This window comes from Algibacter sp. Ld11, from assembly GCF_045066735.1.
Taxonomy (GTDB): Bacteria; Bacteroidota; Bacteroidia; order Flavobacteriales; family Flavobacteriaceae; genus Algibacter.
In genome coordinates, this window is sequence record NZ_JBISHH010000011.1 from 21,390 (window position 1) to 42,345 (window position 20,956).

A 20,956-nucleotide genomic window follows, 5' to 3' on the forward strand; every position below is an offset into this window, starting at 1 on the left:
TTTTATTTTTTAAAAAGAAACTTGTAAACCTAGTTGAAATGTTTTTGGAGTAGGGTAATTTCCTTCATCTACACCTGCATTAAATAAACTAGTTCCTCCTCTGCTGTTTCTCCCCACTTCTGGGTAATAGCCTGAATATCCACTTATTGTAAATAAATTGGCCGCAGAAAGGTAAAGTCTAATTTTTTGAAGCTTAATTTTTTCTAATACATCATCAGGCAACGAATAACCTACTTGTGCATTTCTTAAACGAAAATAGGCTCCGTTTTCTAAATAGAAATCTGACATTCTACGGTTAAAACCAGGATCTACCTGAGTGTTTCTAGGTATGTTTGTATTAGTATTGGTTGGTGTCCATGCATTTGCTGCTTCTGCCAAATAGTTTCCGTTAAAGTCAAAGAAACCTCTGTATTTAGTAGAGTTTAATATTTTGTTTCCAGAAACACCGTTAAAGAATAAACTTAAATCGAAGTTTTTATAATCTGCAGTTAAATTAATTCCATATTCAAAATTAGGAATTGGACTTCCTAGGTGTCTTCTATCATCTGGATTAACACCGTCACCGTCAAAATCTTTGAATTTTAAATCTCCCGCTACAGGATTCCCTTCTTGATCATTCGCATTGGTAGCTTCTAAATCTGTTTGATATATTCCATCTGTAGTATATCCGTAGAAAGAGCCAATTGGTTGTCCTACTTCAGTTCTTGTTCCTCTTAATCCGTTAGATGTAAATCCACCTCCTATTATTGGGGCTTGCCCGCCTAAAGAAGTTACTTCATTATCTAGTGTAGAGAAGTTTCCTGTAACACTAAAGTTTAAATCACCTATTTGATCTCTGTATGTTGCTAAAAATTCAAAACCTTTGTTTTCTATGGTTCCTCTGTTAAATGGAATTTGATTATTAAATCCAGTGTATAAAGGTAATTGGATGCTTACTAAGATATCTTCAGATTTTTTAATAAAATAATCCATAGTAACGCTTAATTTAGAGTCAAAAGCGTTAAACTCTAACCCGAAGTTTGTAGTTTTTGTAGTTTCCCAGAAGGCATTTGCGTTTACACCTCTGGTAACAGCATTCCCACTAACTCTTACATTATTATCACCTAAAACATAAGTGCTAAATAAGTTGATTCTAGGATCAATATCATATGCAGAAATATTATTAGATCCTATTTCTCCATATCCTGCTCTTAATTTAATATTTGTTAAAGCATCGAAGTTTTCCATGAATTTTTCGTTACTTAAATTCCAACCAATGGCAAAAGAAGGAAATTCTCCAAACCTTAATTCTTCTCTAAATAATGAAGACCCATCACGACGTAAACTAGCCGTAAGCAAATACCTATCGTCAAACACATAGTTTATTCTACCAAAGTATGATTGAATAGTTGTTGTGTTGTCTCTACCAGGAGCAGACTGTAAGTTTTCTTTAGGGTAGGCTCCTGCAACGCTTATTCCGTTAGTAGCATTAATAGCATCTATACCTAAAGATCTAGTATTGTTCTTTTGATCGGTAAAACCAACTAAAGCATTTACTTTATGCTTACCAAAGGTTTTACTGTAATTTAATGTATGCTCAACCAGAGTGTTTAGACCGTTAGTGTTTGTTTCAACTAATCTGGAAGTTGCATTATTACTTCCATCAAAAATAACTTGTTCTTCTGGTGTAAATGTGAAGTTATTTCTTGAGAATGCTTCCATCCCTAAATTAAGTTTGTAATTGAACCCTTCTAAAATCTCATAGGTAGCAGAAATATTACCTAATACATTATTTGTTGTATTTCTTCTAGTTTCTAATGCAGCTATACCTAATTCGTTTGCAATAGTTCCTGGTCCATAAAAGGCTCCATAAGCTGTAGTTATTCCTCTATCTGCTCTATCATCTGCGCTCCATTCTCCAGCATCGTTTTTTAAACGAATAGTTGGTAGTAAGTTTCTTTCTTTGTTAAAATAAGGGTTTGGATTATCTACAGTTCGTGTTAAACCCACTGTACTTTCCATTTTAAATTTCCCTTTTTCTAAACCAAAGTTACCTCTAATAGTGGTTCTTTTAAATTTTGAAAACTTGATTATACCATCTTGATCAAATTGATTTAATGATAAACTAAAAACACTGTTCTCACCTCCACCAGAAAGCCTAAGGTTTGTGTTACTTACTGAAGCTTGTTGGAAAGAGTCTTCATATAAATTACTACTGTAGCTTGGGTCAAATTCTGTATCATTGGCTGGATACCTATTTAATCCATCTGCATCATTAGCTCTATTTACAATAGTGGCATATTGAGTTGCGTTTGCCCATTGTGGTTCATTAATAACATTTTGATATCCAAAACTAGTATCTAAGTTAATAGTAACTTGTCCCTTTTTACCTTTTTTGGTTGTAATAATAACAACACCATTTGCAGCTCTAGATCCATATATTGCTGTTGCAGATGCATCTTTTAATACCGATACAGAAGCAATATCTCCTGGGTTAAGAGAACTCATACTTCCAGTAATCATGCCGTCAATTACATATAATGGACCAGCGTTACTAAATGTACCAGTACCTCTAATAGTAATTACCGAACCAGCTCCTGGAGCTCCACCTTGCGCTTGTACACTTACACCTGCCATCTTACCTTGTAAGGCTTGAGATGCATCATTGTAGGTAAACTTTTCAATATCTTTAGATCCTACTGTAGCAACAGAACCTGTTAAATCTGATTTCTTTTGAGAACCGTAACCTACAATTACAACTTCATTAAGACTCTCTAAGTCTTGCGCTAAAGTAATTTTTAAATTTGTCTGTGATCCAATTGAAATTTCTTGAGAAGTATACCCTATGTAGGAAACAATTAAGACATCGCCTTTTTTCGCTGCAATACTAAAGTTACCGTCAAAATCGGTAACTGCTCCAGCTGAGGACCCCTTAACTACAATATTTGCTCCTGGTATCCCAATACTTGTTTCATCTACAACAGAACCTTTAACGGTCTGAGCATTTAAGTGCTGCATACTTAATATTGTAAAAAACAACAAAAGCAATGCGCCACTCTTAAAAAATCTAGAAAATAGTTTTTCTTTCATAAAGTTTAAGTTTAATTAGTTTAATCGGTAAGCTAGTTTAACTATACCAGTTTCAAAGTAACTACTTTATGAAGTTTTAAAATGGGAATATCGTATCAAATATTAGGAATACGCATTCAAACCGCCTTTAAATAATGTAATTACTAAATTATCCTTGTGAAATTTTAGAAAAACCCAAAGTAAAAAGAATTTACTTACATTAAAAAAATGAAGCAACTTATTCTTTTAGTTTAATTTCAAGAAGTTTTAAACTATCATTATTTTTTAGAAATAAAACTGCTTGGGTTTTATGATGTTCGATACGAATTGTTTGAATACTTTTTATTTCTCCTTTAATGAACAATCCATTTTCATAATTATTTTGTAAAACAACCTCTTTTGGGTTCGAGCTACCAGAAAATAGTAATCCATAACTAGCGTCATTACGAGGAGTTTCAACTTCTGACTGGTATAAATTACCTCCAACTAAAATATCAGACACACCACTATCGCCAAATTTGAATACTTCCAAATCGTTTATTGAAGAAAACTGAACTCTAGTAGGTAGCTCGTGCAATGTAAAATTGCCGTCTCCCTTGTTTTCAATCCATGAATTCGCAAACGTATTTACCTGATAATGAAGAGACTTATCTAACATTGCTTGCCCATAAATATCTGCCAGTGTAGCATTTGCAAACAATTCAAAAGTTTCAAATCTCTTTTTAATAGCTGGCACCTGTTGCGAAGAGCACTCTCTACCTCTTAATGGCAATTGAATTCCTTTCTTCTTAGAGGTTAACACAATATCCATACTACCATTTTCATCAAAATCGTTAGCATAAACTTCAAATGGTGCTTCTTTTTTTGCCTTGTATTTATAATTTAATCCTAAATTTCCTGCTAGATAATCTAAATCTCCATCATTATCATAGTCTACTTTTTCTATACAATTCCACCATCCTGTTTTATTTTCGAATCCAAAATGATTTGTTACTTCCTTAAAAGATTTACCAGTATTTTCAAAAAATCGAATAGGCATCCATTCGCCCGTAACTATTAAATCTACTTTACCATCATTATTAAAATCATCCCAAAGTGCAGATGTTACTAAACCAGTCTCGGTAAGTGTTGGCAGAACATCTTTAGTTACATCCGTATATTTTATAAACTCATCTTTTCCACCATCATTTCTTAGAATATAGCTTTTAGCAGGAAACGGATACTTTCCCGGAAAAATTCTACCTCCAACAAATAAATCGAAATCGCCATCATTATCATAATCTTCAGAAATAACAACTAATCCACTTGAGTTAACTTTAGGTAAAGATTTTGTCGACTTTATAAAACCATTTGTTGTGTTTACGTATAACCTATCTTGGTAATATTTGGCAGGTTTTGTTGGATCGTTTCCTCCGCTTACAACATATAGATCTAAATCTCCATCGCCATCTGCATCAAATAAAAGCGCTCCAGTATCTTCATTTTGAAAATCTTCATACCATGGACCGTCTAAAACTTCAAAACTTCCCGATGTATTTTGAATATACATTTCCGACTTACTTCCTGCTGCATTTCCAACAAAAAAATCTTCTAATCCATCTCCATTTATATCTCCTACCGTTAACGCAGCTCCTAATTGAGAATTTTTATGTGGTAATAATGGCTCAAGTTCAAAATCATCATAACTATCTTCAGTATGTTTAAATGCTATTCCGGAACGTTCGGTTATATCCTTAAATATTTGAGTTTTACTCGATTTTATTTCTGATATTTTTTCAGCATTTTTAATATCAATTTCTAATAATTGATTTGCTTTTATACTAGTTAATTTTTGCCCTTTTCCGTTTGCCCAAGAAATAAAAAGTGTATCTATAGTGGTATCTTTACCTAAACCAAAATGTAAAACAGGTTCCACACTAGATTGAAAACCTCTTGTAAGTGTAAATTCCTGAAACTGCTTCCCTTGTTTAGATGTTAAGTAAATTTTCGCCCCTAATCCTAAAGCGTTTTCAGCAGTTCCGTTTAGTTTAATTTTAAAATAATTATTCTCAAGTTGGTTGTTTTTTTCATTCTCAAAAACAGACGCCATGTCTCCAAGGTTATTTATTACAATGTCTAAATCACCATCATTATCTAAATCACCATAAGACACGCCATTAGAAAAGCCTTTATAACTTATATTCCAAATATCATTTGCTCTAGAAAACCCATAATCTCCATCGTTCTTAAAAACATAATTATCTATTGGTGTACTAGGGTATTGCTTATAATCGATGGCCTTATTAAAATCGGCAAAACTTGTCGTTTTAGTACGTTGGTTAACATCGTTATTATTAACATCTCTTTTCATGCCGTTTGTAATAATGACATCTTTTAAACCATCGTTATCAAAATCGGCAAATAGTGTTCCCCAACTCCAATCTGTTGTGGCTAAACTGGTAAGTCTAGAAATATCACTATACATAGGAATCCCTTGTTTGTTTATTCCATTATTAACCTGTAGTGCGTTTTGCATGTATTGATAATGTAGCCCTAAATCTATCGCCTCATAAAACGTTTCGGGGTTCATGCTTGCCATGTTTGTTTTAGATCTTTTATAATCGGCAGGCGTCATATCCAACTGAATAATATCTAGCAAATTATCATTATTAAAATCGGCTACATCAATCCCCATTCCAAACATGGCGGTATGGTTTGTAGCATCTTTCACAACTTCTTTAAAAGTTCCATCTCCATTGTTCAAATAAAAATAATCGGGAACATTAAAGTCATTAGAAAGATATAAATCTTGAAAACCATCATTATTATAATCGGAAGCAACAACACCAAGTGTCATCCCAAAATTTTGAACTCCAGATTCTGCTGTTACATCTGAAAACGTATTATCACCGTTATTTCTATATAAATGACCAGAATCTTCTAGCTTATTTTCTAGCATTTTTTGATGATAATATTTATTGCCCATACTGACTTTGACCGTAGGATAATTTGCCACAAAGACATCTTGTAATCCATCGCTATTATAATCGAAAAAAGTGGCTTGTATAGAAGTAGTTTCATCATCTAACCCATACGCTTCTGCTTTTTCGGTAAATGTATTATCATGATTATTAATAAATAATTGATTTTTTGTAGTTCCATAAATTCCAGAAACAGAAACATAAATATCTAACCAACCATCGGCATTTACATCGGCCATTGTAACTCCTGTATACCATCTATTATCTCCAGAAACCTTTGCCGATTTAGTGATATCTTCAAATTTCATGTTACCCTTATTAAGGTATAACTTATTATCAGACATGTTTCCTGTAAAATACACATCCGAGAGTCCATCATTATTTATATCACCAATGGCGACACCTCCACCCATATACATATATGGAAACTCAAAATAATTTAGAGTATCGTTCTCTATAATAGTGTTTGAAAAATCTATTCCTGTATCTAAATTTGATAAAGAACTGAAAGAAGTTGAACTTTTAACTGCTGTATTATTTTCCTTTTCACATGAAAACAAAACAAAAACTAAAGCACAAAAAAGGATATGGGTTATTTTACTCATTTATTTAAATTATGGCTATTAAGGTTTTAAATCAACACGTATTAAATAATTATCACAAGTTATAAAAAGATATTTTTCATCGTCTGTAAACTCGCAATTTCCTGTTTTTTTATCTAGTGTTATGGTTCCTAAGTGTTTCCCAAGTGGATTTATTATTAAAACACCTCCTGGACCTGCTAGAAATATATTTCCATTTTTATCCAACTTCATTCCATCTGCTCGCTGCTTATCAATGCTACTATTTAAGGCTTTTGTAGCATCAAAAAACCGTCGTTTATTTTTTATTTTACCATCAGAAATTATATCAAAAGCCCAAATGGATGGTCTCTCAAAATTAGAATCTGCTACATAAAGTATTTTACCATCATTCGATACGGCTATACCATTTGGCTTATCTATCGTTTTATCTAGTAAAACAAGATTTCCCTTTTTACCATAAAAATAAACGCCATTAAAGCCTATATCACTTTTCTTTTTTCCTAAACCAAAAGCAGGGTCGGTAAAATATAAATTTCCTTTTTTATCGTAAACTAAGTCGTTAGGGGAATTAAATTTTTTTCCGTTATAATGAGTCACAATAGTTTCGAACTCAGGTTTATTAAAGCTCACCAAACTTTTAAGCTTACTAATGTTTCGATCACCAACTTGGCACAGAACTAAATCTCCATTTTCATCTAGCACTAAACCATTAGAACCTTTTTCTTTTTTTCTATTTAAGCCCGTGTAACCCGAAGGAAACATATAAATTTTTAAACCATCTTTTTCACTCAATTCATAAATTTTATTCTCTGGAACATCAGAAAAAATAAGTTTCTTTTCTTTTGGTAACCAAACTGGTCCTTCAGACCAATTAAAACCTCGTGCTACAAGTTCAATTTTCACGTCTTTTGATAAAACCTCGTCTAAAGCAGGATCTAGCCTATCAATATATCCATAAGGCGGATATTTATTTAGTGAATCTAGAATTTTTTTAAATTTATTTACAATAGGTTTATCTGTATCTGAAACTGTTTTTATATCCAATGCATTTTGTTCTAAAACATCTTGTTGTGTATTATAAAAACGTCCATCACTATACATTTTATACTTAGAATTTAAAACAAACTCTTGCAAATCGAATTTTTCTTTACCAATTCCTGGTTTTGGATTGTAACCGATATAAACCCAATCTCTTCTGTTAGTAGATTCTCCTTTTAGAACAGGTAAAAAACTTTGTCCATCGGTTTGAGATATTTTTGAAACATCAGTATTTGCAATATCTAAAACTGTTGGTAAAAAATCTACAGGACTTACATATTCGTCTGTTTTTGTGCCTTTTTTAATTTTACCTAACCAGTTTGCTATAAACGGTACTTTAACTCCAGCTTCAATCGTTAAGCCTTTACCGCCCTTATATGGTTTATTGTTTAAAAGCGATGTTACTTTTTGATGTGTACCATTATCCGAATAAAATAGAATAACCGTTTCTTCTCTCAGTCCTTTATCGTCCAAATTCTTAACAATTTTTCCAACTATTTTATCCATATACTCCACCATGCCGCCAAAGTGTTTTGGGTCATCTTCGAATCTTTGATTGTATTCCGACCACTCATTACTATCTGGTGTTGGAGAAAAGGGATCGTGTGTTAAAGCCATTGGGTAATACACAAAAAAGGGCTTATCGTGTTCCTTACTTACAAATTCATTAACATAATCAGAAAATATATCTGGTCCATATTTATCTTTAGTATCTTCTAAAAAGGCTCCGTTTTGTAAAATTTTAGGATTAGGATACCTCGAACCTTTGTCTTCTTGATGCCCTGTGTGATATAAACAATACTCATCAAAACCAGCATCGTCAACTTTCATTCCGGAACCTCGTCTATATTGCGCTCCGGGATGCCCAATAGTGTCGTAACTTTGTAATTGCCACTTACCAACAATACAGGTATTGTAGCCCGCATCTTGCATTAAATGTCCAAATGTTTTCTCATTAGGATCCAAAATACCAAAGGCCTTCCAGTTTCTAAAATTGTACTTCCCCGTCATTAATTCAACCCTTGTAGGAGTACATAATGGCTGCGCATAGGCATTATTAAACTGTAATCCCGTTTCTGATAGCTTATTAATATTTGGTGTTTTATACGAAGTTCCTCCATAGGTTTCAATACACTCAAAACCTAAATCGTCGGCCATTATTAAAATAATATTAGGCTGTTTGTCATTACTATCTCTTTTGGAAGATTCGCAACTCACACCAAAAATCATAAAAAACATTAATAAAAAAATAGAACTAAAGTTTTTAAAACGGGTGGTATATCTTTTGCGCATTTGAATTATTTTAATGAGCTAAATATACATAAAGCGAGTTGATGTTTTTTTATGGATTTATGAATATACTGTTCATTTAATTGGATATCCTAACCAAAAGCCATACAAAACTTTTATTTTAAGAATTATAATTGGTTTTAAGTTGTTTTTCACGTGATACCTAAAAAACACATCATTTGTATTCTATTGCTACTCGATTTTTTACAAGACGCATCCAAACCTACCTAAAAATTCAGATGACTTTTAGATAAAAAAACAACTATTTTAATTGAAGTTTAACTATGAATAGTTTTCAATATTTGTTTTGCCAATTCAACAATTTCATCAAAGTCTTGTTGATTTTCTATTGGTTTTACTAAATTCCCTCCTAAACCAAAACCTGAAACTCCGGCATTTTTCCATTCTTGGATATCATCTATAGATACACCTCCAACAGCAAAAAAGTCAACATCACTCAAAGGCCCTTTTATAGCTTTAAAATACCCAACACCAAGGTTAGCAATAGGAAATATTTTAACAACATCAGCACCAGCATCTACGGCATTGCATACTTCGGTTGGAGTAAGCGCTCCCATTAACACAGGAACATCGTTTTTATGAGCGACATTTACAACATCTACATTTGTATTTGGTGTTACTATAAATTGTGCTCCGGCTTTTACTGCGTTCTCAGCAATTGATGAGTTAATTACAGTTCCTGCTCCAATTAATATATTAGGATGATTCCGTCGCGCTTTTTTTATTTCTTCTAAAAATCCAGGTGTGTTAGATGTTATTTCTAAAACCTCAACACCACCAGTGACTAAAGCATTTATAACCTCTGGTATATATCTTTGTTGTTGCAATCTAATAACAACGACTAATTTTTCTTTTTTTATTTTACTTAATATTATTTCTTTATTCATCGTAATACGTGTCCGGATGTATTTCCATCCATTATAGATAAAATTTCTTTTTCTGTACTTGTGTGTTGATCCCCTTTAATGGTATGCTTTAATGCGAAAGCTGCTGTTGCAAACCCTAAGGTTTTTTCTATATCCCAGTTTTTTCCAATTCCATGCAAATAACCTGCTGCAAATGCATCTCCAGTTCCAAATCGATCCTTAATTTGAACTGTATATGCATTAGATTCAAAAAAATTACCTGCAGACAAACATACTGCAGACAACTTATTTTCACTTGCCGAATTGTGTTCTCTAACCGTAAATGCAATTTCGCTTAAACCAAATTGACTTCTTGCTTTTTCTAAAGCTCGTAGCGTAATTTCTGCTTGCCCAATTCCTTTTTCTTTAATTCCATAAATATCTTCGAGTACACCTGCGTTTCCGAATAATAAATCTGTATGTTCTAAAACAGCATCGAATATTTTTCTAGCTTCGGTTTTATCTTCCCAAAGGGTTCTTCTAAAATTCATATCAAAACTAACTTTGACACCTAATTTTTTCGCAATTTTGGCAACCTTTATAGTTTCATCTGCACAGTTTTTTGATATTGCCGGAGTAATTCCTGAAATAAAAAGATGTGATTGCCCTTTTAATATAGATTCCCAATCGAACTCATTACTATCTATATCACTAATAGCAGAACCAGCCCGATCGTAGATAACACTAGATGGTCTAATAGAAGAGCCTATTTCAATAAAATAAGTACCAATCCTTTTTCCGCCTCTCAAAATATTTTTTGTGGATATTCCAAAATGCTGTAAAGACATAATACATGCGTCTCCGACAGCGTTTAAAGGCAGTTTTGTAACAAACTGCACATTATTCCCTAAAACAGCCAATGAACTCGCTACATTAGATTCTGAACCTGCATAGCCTACTCCAAAGGATTCTGCTGAGTTAATCTTACCCGCATGCTCGGTTGGGGTAAGTCTTAACATAATTTCTCCAAAACTTATAAAACTCATAACACTACCAATTTGTTAACGAACCATCACTTTTATATAACTTTGGAATATCGACCATTCTAAATTCCTGAGCCATGGCCAATTCTTCATTGAATTCTACACCTAAACCAGGTGCATCGGATACTCTGTAACGAGCTCCTTCCAATTTTGGCTGAACGGGATAGAATTCGGGAGCATTAGTACCCATATATTGTGCTGGTGTATTGACCTCTTCTAAATAACTAAAATTAGGACATGCAGCTGCCACATGAATACTTGCGGCTGTACAAATTGGACCTAAGGGATTGTGCGGCATTAAATCAATATAATGAGTTTCGGCCATTGCTGCCACTTTCATTGATTCCGTAATTCCACCAAGGTTGCAAACATCTATTCTTGCATACTGCGCAATATCATTCTCTATAAAAGGCATAAATTGCCATTTACTAGAAAATTCCTCCCCAATAGCAAACGGTACGTCAATCATTTTTCGTAAAGCTTGATACGCCCCTGGATTTTCATCCCTTATAGGTTCTTCTAGAAAATCTATAGTACCTTCAGGCATTCGTTTCATGAATGAATAGGTCTCGGCTGCATTTAACCTTGTGTGATAATCTAACCCGATAACAATTTCAGGTCCAACTTCCTTTCTTAAGCGAGTTATCCACATTGCTAATTGATTAATAGATTCTCTAGGCTCAAATCTAGTTTTATCTTTTTGTGATTCAAATTCGGCTGGAGCCAATCGCAAAACCTTCCAACCTTCATTCACACATATTTTAGAATAATTTAATAACTCATCTTCTGTTGTAAATCTAACCGAGGCAAAACATTCAACAAAATCACGTTGCTTCCCTCCTAACAACTCGTATACCGGAACACCTAACGCCTTACCTTTTATATCATAAAGTGCAATATCAATAGCAGAAATAGCTGCTGTAAACACACGGCCTCCTTCAAAATACTGTCCTCTATATAGCATTTGCCAAATAGCTCCAATTTGATTTGGATCACTGCCAATTAATAAACTCTTAAAATGTTTTAAAAGCCCTACTACTGCGAGTTCTCGACCGGAAAGCCCAGAACAACCCCAACCATAAATACCTGAATCTGTTTCTACCTTTACAACTAACTGTACTCCTCCACCTTTTATATTGATGGGGTATGATTTTATATCTGTAATTTTCACAACTTAAAATTTACTATTTAACAATAATCCGTTCTACTTTTCCAACTATAAAAGTATAAGAAAGGAAGCCTAGCAATGCAATTCCACCAATAAAATATAAAGCTGGACTAAAATCACCATCTAAAACTAAAAAGCCAATAACCGATGGCACTATTACACTAGACATACTTCCTATAAAGTTAAGAGTTCCTCCAATTAAACCCATATTTTTTTTAGGTGCCATTAAAGAAACGAACACCCAAGCAATACTTGCCAACCCTGTTCCAAAAAATGAAATTGACATAAATAGTATGATATAAAAAGTATCATCAGTAAAATTTGCCCCTATAATACAAGTGGATAATAGCATACCCGTAATAATTGGTGTTTTTCTTGCAACCTCGACAGAAAATCCTTTCTTAATTAAAAAGTCTGAAGTAAAACCAGAGAGTAATACACCAAAAAAAGCAGCTAAAAAAGGTGCAGAGGCAAGGAACCCTGCATCTGCAAAGGCAACATTTCGGTAATCAACTAAATAAATTGGAAACCAAGTTAAAAAAAACCAAGTTGTACCTCCAAGACAAAATTGACCTATATAAATACCCCATAGTTTTCTATGAACAAAGGCTTCCTTTAGGTCTCTCCAGCTAAATAACTCTTTAGCTTCGTTTTTATCTTTTCCTGCATAAAGACCTCCGCCTTTTTCTATAAGGTCTAATTCCGATTTACTAATACTTTTATGATCCATAGGATCTCTATAAAATAAATACCATATTCCAGCCCAAACGATACCTATCACACCAGAAACAATTAACAAACCTCTCCACCCTAATTGATCTTGAATATAAATTAGTAATGGTGTTAAAAATGCCAAACCTAGAAACTGACCGGAAGTATAAATTCCAATTGCTGTTGCTCTTTCATTTTCAGGAAACCAACGGGTTGCCACTAAATTATTAATAGGATAGGAAGGCGCCTCAAAAACACCTATACTCCCTCTTAGGCCGACTAAAACCAGAAATGAATTAGTAAGCCCTTGAAATAAAGTTGCAATAGACCAAAATATTAAAATGATTGAATATAGAACTCGTGATTTTATTTTATCAGCAATCATTCCTCCCGGAATCTGGAATATGGCATAAGTAAGTCCAAATGCCGAAAAAATATATCCCATTTGTACCGTATCAAAACCTAGGTCTTTTCTCATTCCTACAGCAGCTATAGATATATTACTTCTATCTAAATAATTTATAACTACAGTTATAAAAACCATAGTTAATATATTGAACCGCTTTCTACTTTTCGGACTGGCTGATGTAATTTTCATTATACTTAGTTAAGTTTAGAAACTAAATATATAACTATTGGCAGTGGTAGAATAGAGGTTTACCAACCTATACATAGGTTTGACCTGAATTTACTATAATAGGAAATCAAACCTAGTCTATTCAACAATAAAAACTAATAAAACAACAGTAAGAGAAGCTTATTTAAATTCATAATTACTATTCTAATAACTAAAAAAAGCACCTTACAGATTAACTATTGTTAAAATGCAAGGTGCTTTTTTTTAGTAAACGCGCAGGGATTAAATAACGATTAAAGCTCCGCTTTGAAAAACAAAATCTCACATATACAAATTCAAGCAAACTTGATTTTACATGTAAGATTTTGTTTCATTCGTGACCGCGAAGGGATTCGAACCCCCAACCCTCAGAGCCGAAATCTGATATTCTATCCAGTTGAACTACGCAGCCATTTTCCGTATAAACGGTATGTTTTCTAACTTAATTTTTGTTTTACAATCGTAGAAATAGTTTTACCATCTGCTTGACCCGCAAGTTTTCCACTTACAACACCCATAACTTTCCCCATGTCCTTCATGCCTTGCGCGCCTACTTGTTCAATAGTTGCAACAACCACTTTTTCAACTTCTTCATCAGATAATGCTGCTGGCAAAAACTGAGAAATAACATCGGCCTCTGCTAACTCTGGAGTCGCTAAATCTTCTCTTCCTTGTTCTAAATAAATAGCGGCGCTATCGCGACGTTGCTTTACTTGCTTCTGAAGTATTTTAAGCTCTTGATCTTCACTTAATTCTTCTTTCGCACCACTTTCTGTTTGTGCGAGTAAAATAGCCGATTTAACAGCACGTAAAGCTGTAAGCGCTGTTTGATCTTTAGATTTCATTGCGTTTTTAAGCGCCGTCATTATGTCTTGTTGTAGAGCCATTTTCAATTTATTTAGTATGCGAAGATAAAAAAAACTTAGTATTTAAAGAGTCGAATATCGATTAGTTTTATTGGTAAACGCTATAAAAAAAACCGAAAAGTATGATTAACTTTTCGGGCTTATAATTTAGTTAAGTTTAGCAGTAAGCACTAATCTACATTATCATGTAAAAAAGAGTTATTTCTTCTTACTTGTAAATCGTCGTTATCATCTAGACCTATACTTGTTCTAGAAAAATCATTATCCGATGAATGCTTTGAGTCTTCTAAATTCACACCTTGACGCTTGTAAGCAGGCACTTTTTCTATATCATCAATTTTTGCATTATTGAATTTATAGTTAAAATCCTTCATTTTACGGCGACGTTCAGCAGCGCGTTCTTTGAGTAATTCTGAAATTGGTGTATTCATCGGGTCAATCTCTTCCTCTTCCTCCGGAAGATTATGCTGAACAACTTCTTCTTTTTGAACCACTTTTCTTTCGAAAACAATATCCTCTTCTATTTCTTCAACAATCTCCTGACTTGACGTTTGTTTTTTACTGAATGAAGCTTCAACTTCAGAAAAATCATCTAACGTATATCTAATATCTCCATGTTCATTTGGTTTAGCCGCAGAAACTTCTACGTGATCGTTAACTGCGATATCTTTAATATCATCGTCATCTAAACTAAACGTCACCTTTTCTTCTATCACCTCTTCCTTTTTAGGCTCTTTCTTAGCTTCACTACTTATTGGCAAATCAAAAGTTAAGGTAATTTGTTTTTCTTCTTCAAAATCGTCTGCTAATACTTCAATTTCATCGAAATCTTCAACAGCATCAATTTGATTATTTACAGATTTAATAATAAAATCATCTTCATCTTCAACATTTACACGAACCTCGTCATAAACCACGTTGATGTTTTTTAAAATTTCTGAGGTAGGAATTAAGTTAATATTTTGTGGCGGCGATGATAATTTATCCTTTCTTATCACGCTTTTTTCCAAAAAAGTGAACTCCTCCTCCTCTTCTAAATCCAACGTATGCTTTACTACTTTAGGTTCTTCTTTTTTCTCTACTACAACTGGCGGAGCAACAACTTCAGGCTTAACTTCTTCTTTAACGGCTTTAGCTTCTATTTCTTTTTCTTCACTTAAAGAATGAATAACTTTTTTAGTTTCAGTATTAGAAATTTCGTCTTGTTGCTCAATATTAAAACCTGTTGCTATAATAGTAACGGCGATAGACTCGTCTAAAGATTCGTCTTCACCAACCCCCATAATAATGTTAGCACCATGGCCAGCTTCATTTTGGATATGATCGTTTATTTCTCCTATTTCATCAATAGTAATTTCTTGAACACCAGACACAATTAAAAGCAGTACATTTTTAGCTCCTGTAATTTTATTATCGTTTAATAATGGAGAATCTAAAGCTTTACGGATTGCATCTTGCGCACGATTTTGACCCGATGCTAATGCAGAACCCATAATAGCTGTTCCGCTATTACTTAATACAGTTTTAGCATCACGTAAATCTATGTTTTGTGTATAATGGTGTGTAATAACTTCGGCTATACCACGAGCAGCGGTAGATAACACTTCATCTGCCTTTGAGAATCCTGCTTTAAAACCAAGATTTCCATAAACCTCTCGAAGTTTGTTGTTATTAATGACAATTAATGAATCGACCATCCCACGCAATTTCTCAATACCTTTTTGAGATTGCTCAATACGCATTTTTCCTTCAAACTGAAAAGGCATAGTTACAATACCTACAGTTAAAATATCCATGTCTTTAGCCATTTTAGCAATAATAGGCGCTGCACCAGTACCTGTACCACCACCCATACCGGCTGTAATGAATACCATTTTAGTATTAGAATCTAACATTTGAGAAATGTCTTCAAAACTTTCTACTGCCGACTGCTCCCCGATATCAGGATTTGCTCCTGCACCAAGTCCTTCGGTTAAGTTTAAACCTAATTGTATTTTGTTTGGTACACCACTGTTTTGTAAGGCTTGCGCATCGGTATTACATACGTAAAAGTCGACACCTTTTATACCTTGTTGAAACATGTGATTGATAGCGTTACTACCGCCACCACCAACGCCAATAACTTTAATGACATTTGATTGATTTTTAGGTAAATCAAATGCGATGTTTTCGAATTCTTTGTTGCTGCTCATAACTCTGTTTTACTGGGGTTTTGTACTAAATATTTTTTATTCAATGGATTTCTTAATCTATACTATTATTCGGCGTTATCTAAAAAATCTTTAACGCGATCGGTTAATTTATCAAGAAAGGAACGTCTTTCTCTAACCGGTTCTACTTTAATTTCTTCTTCTACTTCTTCGGTCGTGTTTTCCACTTGTTCTTCTACAACTTCCTCTTCTACTTGCTGCTCTATCTTTTTACGTTCTTGTCGTTTTAATCCGTCTAAAACTAAACCTACTGCGGTTGCAAAAAGCGGACTCGTAACATCTTCATTACTATCACCTGCTAAATGCTCATTAGGATAACCAATTCTGGTATCCATACCTGTAATATATTCTACCAACTGCTTTAGGTGTTTTAACTGGCTTCCTCCACCCGTTAAAACAATACCAGCAATGAGGTTTTTCTTTTGCTCTTCGTGACCATAATTTTTAATTTCAACATATACCTGTTCTATAATTTCCACCACACGAGCATGGATGATTTTAGATAAGTTTTTTAATGTAATTTCTTTTGGTTCACGACCGCGTAAACCAGGAATAGATACAATTTCATTATCTTTATTTTCCCCTGGCCACGCTGAACCAAATTTTATTTTTAATAATTCGGCTTGTTTTTCAATTATTGAACAACCTTCTTTAATATCTTCTGTAATTACATTTCCTCCGAAAGGTATAACTGCTGTATGACGGATAATTCCATCTCTAAAAATAGCCAAATCTGTTGTTCCTCCACCTATATCAATCAAAGCAACACCGGCTTCTTTTTCTTCTTGGCTTAAAACGGCATTAGCGGAAGCTAACGGCTCTAATGTAATACCTTCTAGGTTTAAATCGGCACTTTGTATACAACGGCCAACATTACGAATGGATGATACTTGACCAACAACCACATGGAAGTTAGCTTCCAAACGGCCACCATACATTCCAATTGGCTCTTTAATTTCGGCTTGACCATCTACCTTATATTCTTGCGGTAAAACATGAATAATTTCTTCACCAGGAAGCATTACTAATTTATGAACCTGATTTATTAGACGATCAATATCCTCATCATCAATAACATGATCGGAATTTGGTCGAGTTATGTAATCGCTATGCTGTAAACTACGTATATGCTGCCCTGCAATACCAACCGTTACACCGTCAATTTTTAATTCGGCTGCTGCTTCTGCTTCTTGAACCGCTTGTTGAATAGACTGTATGGTTTGTGTAATATTATTTACAACACCACGGTGCACGCCTAAACTTTTAGACTTACCTATGCCTAAAATTTCAAGTTTGCCGTATTCATTTTTACGACCAATCATAGCCACAATTTTTGTGGTTCCTATATCTAATCCTACTGATATGTTATGCTCCATGGCTTATATTTTGGTACATACTACTTGGTTATCGAATTGCAAATTTACTTTGCTATAATTATCTAGCGTCTTTTCTTTGATGTTTTTTTGATAAAACGCCTTCAAATTATTTATTTTTTTATCTAATAAGTTTAAATCACCTAATTGTACTAAAAACTTACACTGTCTTAATTTTAAAAACAATCTATTATTAGCATTTTGATGAATTTCTATAACATTCATTTTTAAAAATTCATCGTTTTTAATTTTTGTCGCTATTTTAAAAATGTTTTCTAAGTTGTTTTTTTCTACAAAACCTGTAACGAGTGGCACTCTGGCCGAATAATTACTAGATAAAGGCATATAAAAACCTCTATCATCAATATAATAAGACGCATTTGTACTAACTCTAGCTATTGGTGTTTTTTGTTCTATTTCCGCGTTAAGCGTTCCGTTTACTGCAACATACACTTCGGCACTCTTAATCATGGGGTTCGATTTGAGCGTATTTTCCAACTTATTCAAATCTAAAGTTTCTTTAGCAACGTTTTTAACACCGCCGTAATTTTGTATTAACAATTTACTAACAGTCTCATTAGTAATAAATAAGTTATCTTCTCCTGTAAAAGTTATTGCAGGCTCCGTAACCAATCTAGCACTGTTTCTTCCCGATGCAAAAGCAAATAGAAAAACTACCAAGCAGAACAACGCTACCATTTTTATGTAATTCCAATTAACTTTCAAAACTTAACTCTTTTTTAATATGTTTTACTTGTTCTCCTATATCTCCAGCTCCAATGGTTAAAACAACTTGAGCAGTACTTTTTTTAATTTCGGAAAGTAAGTTTGCTTTACTCACTAGCTGTTTTTGTTTACTTTTAACCTTACCCAATAACCATTCCGATGTTACACCTTCTATAGGTAATTCTCGCGCCGGATATATATCTAACAACAATAACTCGTCGAACTGTGATAAACTATGAGCAAACTCGTCAATAAAATCTTTTGTTCTACTGAATAAATGCGGCTGAAAAATGGCCAATACACGTTTATTCGGATACATTTCGCGAACAGCCTGATGTACCGCATTAATTTCTTCCGGATGATGGGCATAATCATCAATATACACCAAATTATTCGTTTTAATTTGATAAGTAAACCGGCGTTTCACTCCTTTATAGGATGCTAATGCTTTGGCGAGCTGTTGGTACGGGCAACCATATTCTACAGCCATCGCCAAAGCCAATAATGCATTAGACAAATTATGTCTTCCTGGTAGGTTAAACTCCAAATTTTCCAGCACTATAGTTGGTGTTTTTACATCAAAAACATAAGCGCCATTTATAATTTTTATATTTTGAACAGTATAATCAGAATTATCTTCAATACCATATGTAATTCCTTTTAATGGCAATCCGTTTTTAATAAACAATTTGCCGTTTGGTTTTAATCGTTTTGTAAAATCTTCAAAAGTCTTTTTTAATTCTGACGCATCGCCATAAATATCTAAATGATCTGCATCCATAGATGTTATTCCTGCAAAATCTGGCGACAACGTTAAAAACGAACGATCAAACTCATCGGCTTCTACCACAGAAACTTCCGTTCCTTTTAAAATTAAGTTAGAATTATAGTTTTCACTAATCCCTCCTAAAAAAGCAGTAAGTGGTACAAGACACTCATGCATTAAATGCCCAAGAATACTTGTTGTTGTTGTTTTACCATGCGTTCCTGCAACAGCTAAACACACCGTATTCTCGGTAATTAAACCTAAAATTTCCGACCGTTTTAAGACTTTAAAATTATTAGCTCTAAAATAATTTAATTCCGAATGATTTTTCGGCACTGCTGGTGTGTAAACCACCAATGTGTTTTCTGAATTTAGAAAAGCTGAATCTATATTTTTTACATCATCATCAAAATGCACTTGCATACCTAATTCTACCAAAGTATCAGTAATTGCAGTTTGTGTTTTATCATAACCAGCCACAAGCTTCTTATTAGCATTAAAATAGCGTGCTAAAGCACTCATGCCAATACCGCCAATGCCAATAAAATAGATGTTATGTATGTTGTTTAAATTCATTTATTTCTTTAGAAGCTTTTCAACCTCATTGACTATATCTTTTGTTGCATTTACTAATGCTAATTTTTTAATATTTCGACCTAACTCTGCTTGGCGATTTGACGATGCAATAAGTTGAGAAAACTTATTTTGAAAATCGGCATCCAAATCTTCCTCTTTTATAATCATAGCCGCATCTTTATCTACGACGGCCATAGCGTTTTTGGTCTGATGATCTTCAGCAACATTTGGTGATGGAATAAAAATTACTGGTTTTCCAACAATACAAAGTTCTGAAACAGAACTAGCTCCGGCCCTTGAAATCACGACATCTGCAGCAGCATAAGCCAAATCCATGTTATTTAAAAACTCATGAACTTGAACATTTTTTATATTACCACAAATTTTATATTGTTGGTAATATAGTTTCCCGCATTGCCATATAATTTGAACGTTTTGCGTATCTAAAAAATCTAATTTCTTCTCGATTAACTGATTAATGCGTCGCGCACCTAAACTTCCACCTATCACCAAAAGCGTTACTTTACCTGGTTTTAAATCGAAATATTTTATTGCCTCGTCTCTTTTGGTATCAATATCCAACAAACCTTGTCGTACCGGATTCCCTGTTTTAATAATTTTATCTTGAGGAAAAAAGCGTTCTAAATTATCATAAGCTACGCATATTTTTTTAGCTTTTTTAGCTAAGAATTTATTTGTAATTCCAGGATACGAATTTTGCTCCTGAATTAAAGTAGGCACTCCTTTAGAATTTGCAATTTGCAATAATGGCCCGCTTGCAAATCCGCCCGTTCCAATAGCCACATCGGGCTTAAAACGTCTCACAATTGTATTAGCTTTCCACAAACTACTAATTAACTTAAACGGAAACATTAAATTCTTAAAGGTTAGCTTACGCTGAATACCCGAAATCCAAAGCCCTTTTATATCATAACCCGCTTGTGGCACCTTTTCCATTTCCATACGATCGCTTGCACCAACAAACAAAAACTCAGCATCAGGATAACGCAACTTTAATTCGTTCGCAATAGCGATAGCCGGATAAATATGTCCGCCTGTTCCACCTCCTGATAATATAACTTTATATGGTTTCATTCTTCTTAGACTCTTCCCCT

General features: G+C 33.7%; 13 protein-coding genes and 1 tRNA gene. All 14 read right to left on the reverse strand.

Features of this window, described 5'->3' with window-relative positions; translation table 11 throughout:
* Positions 1–9: 9 nt before the first annotated feature.
* The 14 genes from ACJJV4_RS05510 to murG all read right to left on the reverse strand — a co-directional run bounded on the left by ACJJV4_RS05510 (position 10) and on the right by murG (position 20,936).
* Positions 10–3,069 carry a SusC/RagA family TonB-linked outer membrane protein gene (locus tag ACJJV4_RS05510; RefSeq protein WP_405292465.1) on the reverse strand — a complete coding sequence of 1,020 codons (3,060 nt, stop codon included), beginning with the start codon at positions 3,067–3,069 and terminating at the stop codon, positions 10–12.
* Between the two features lie 217 nt (positions 3,070–3,286).
* Entirely contained in the window at positions 3,287–6,613 is a 3,327-nt protein-coding gene (locus ACJJV4_RS05515) for a VCBS repeat-containing protein (protein ID WP_405292466.1), read from the reverse strand.
* Positions 6,614–6,631: 18 nt separating this feature from the next.
* Positions 6,632–8,923, reverse strand: coding sequence for a sulfatase-like hydrolase/transferase (locus ACJJV4_RS05520; RefSeq protein ID WP_405292467.1), 2,292 nt, complete (start codon positions 8,921–8,923; stop codon positions 6,632–6,634).
* A 275-nt stretch (positions 8,924–9,198) separates the two neighbouring features.
* The gene (locus tag ACJJV4_RS05525) at positions 9,199–9,828 is read right to left on the reverse strand and encodes a bifunctional 4-hydroxy-2-oxoglutarate aldolase/2-dehydro-3-deoxy-phosphogluconate aldolase (protein ID WP_405292468.1); all 630 of its coding nucleotides are present in this window, start codon (positions 9,826–9,828) and stop codon (positions 9,199–9,201) included.
* The gene (locus ACJJV4_RS05530; protein ID WP_405292469.1) at positions 9,825–10,832 is read right to left on the reverse strand and encodes a PfkB family carbohydrate kinase; all 1,008 of its coding nucleotides are present in this window, start codon (positions 10,830–10,832) and stop codon (positions 9,825–9,827) included. The genes ACJJV4_RS05525 and ACJJV4_RS05530 overlap by 4 nt, the downstream gene beginning before the upstream one ends.
* Positions 10,833–10,836: 4 nt before the next feature.
* Complete coding sequence (locus tag ACJJV4_RS05535) at positions 10,837–12,000, reverse strand: mandelate racemase/muconate lactonizing enzyme family protein (RefSeq protein ID WP_405292470.1); 1,164 nt, start codon at positions 11,998–12,000, stop codon at positions 10,837–10,839.
* Positions 12,001–12,013: 13 nt separating this feature from the next.
* Positions 12,014–13,306 (reverse strand): MFS transporter, encoded by a 1,293-nt coding sequence (locus ACJJV4_RS05540; protein ID WP_405292471.1) that lies wholly within the window; start codon positions 13,304–13,306, stop codon positions 12,014–12,016.
* A gap of 356 nt (positions 13,307–13,662) precedes the next feature.
* Positions 13,663–13,736, reverse strand: a tRNA-Arg gene (locus ACJJV4_RS05545).
* Positions 13,737–13,761: 25 nt separating this feature from the next.
* Positions 13,762–14,211 carry a GatB/YqeY domain-containing protein gene (locus ACJJV4_RS05550; protein WP_405292472.1) on the reverse strand — a complete coding sequence of 150 codons (450 nt, stop codon included), beginning with the start codon at positions 14,209–14,211 and terminating at the stop codon, positions 13,762–13,764.
* Positions 14,212–14,360: 149 nt separating this feature from the next.
* Positions 14,361–16,382, reverse strand: a complete 2,022-nt coding sequence (ftsZ, locus tag ACJJV4_RS05555; protein WP_405292473.1) for a cell division protein FtsZ — start codon at positions 16,380–16,382, stop codon at positions 14,361–14,363.
* 65 nt (positions 16,383–16,447) lie between these two features.
* On the reverse strand, positions 16,448–17,776 hold the full coding sequence (ftsA, locus tag ACJJV4_RS05560; protein WP_405292474.1) for a cell division protein FtsA: 1,329 nt from the start codon (positions 17,774–17,776) through the stop codon (positions 16,448–16,450).
* Positions 17,777–17,779: 3 nt separating this feature from the next.
* Positions 17,780–18,499, reverse strand: coding sequence for a cell division protein FtsQ/DivIB (locus ACJJV4_RS05565; protein ID WP_405292475.1), 720 nt, complete (start codon positions 18,497–18,499; stop codon positions 17,780–17,782).
* On the reverse strand, positions 18,489–19,841 hold the full coding sequence (gene murC / locus ACJJV4_RS05570) for a UDP-N-acetylmuramate--L-alanine ligase (RefSeq protein WP_405292476.1): 1,353 nt from the start codon (positions 19,839–19,841) through the stop codon (positions 18,489–18,491). The genes ACJJV4_RS05565 and murC overlap by 11 nt, the downstream gene beginning before the upstream one ends.
* Positions 19,842–20,936: an undecaprenyldiphospho-muramoylpentapeptide beta-N-acetylglucosaminyltransferase gene (murG, locus tag ACJJV4_RS05575; RefSeq protein ID WP_405292477.1), complete on the reverse strand. Its 1,095-nt coding sequence runs from the start codon at positions 20,934–20,936 to the stop codon at positions 19,842–19,844.
* Positions 20,937–20,956 lie beyond the last annotated feature (20 nt).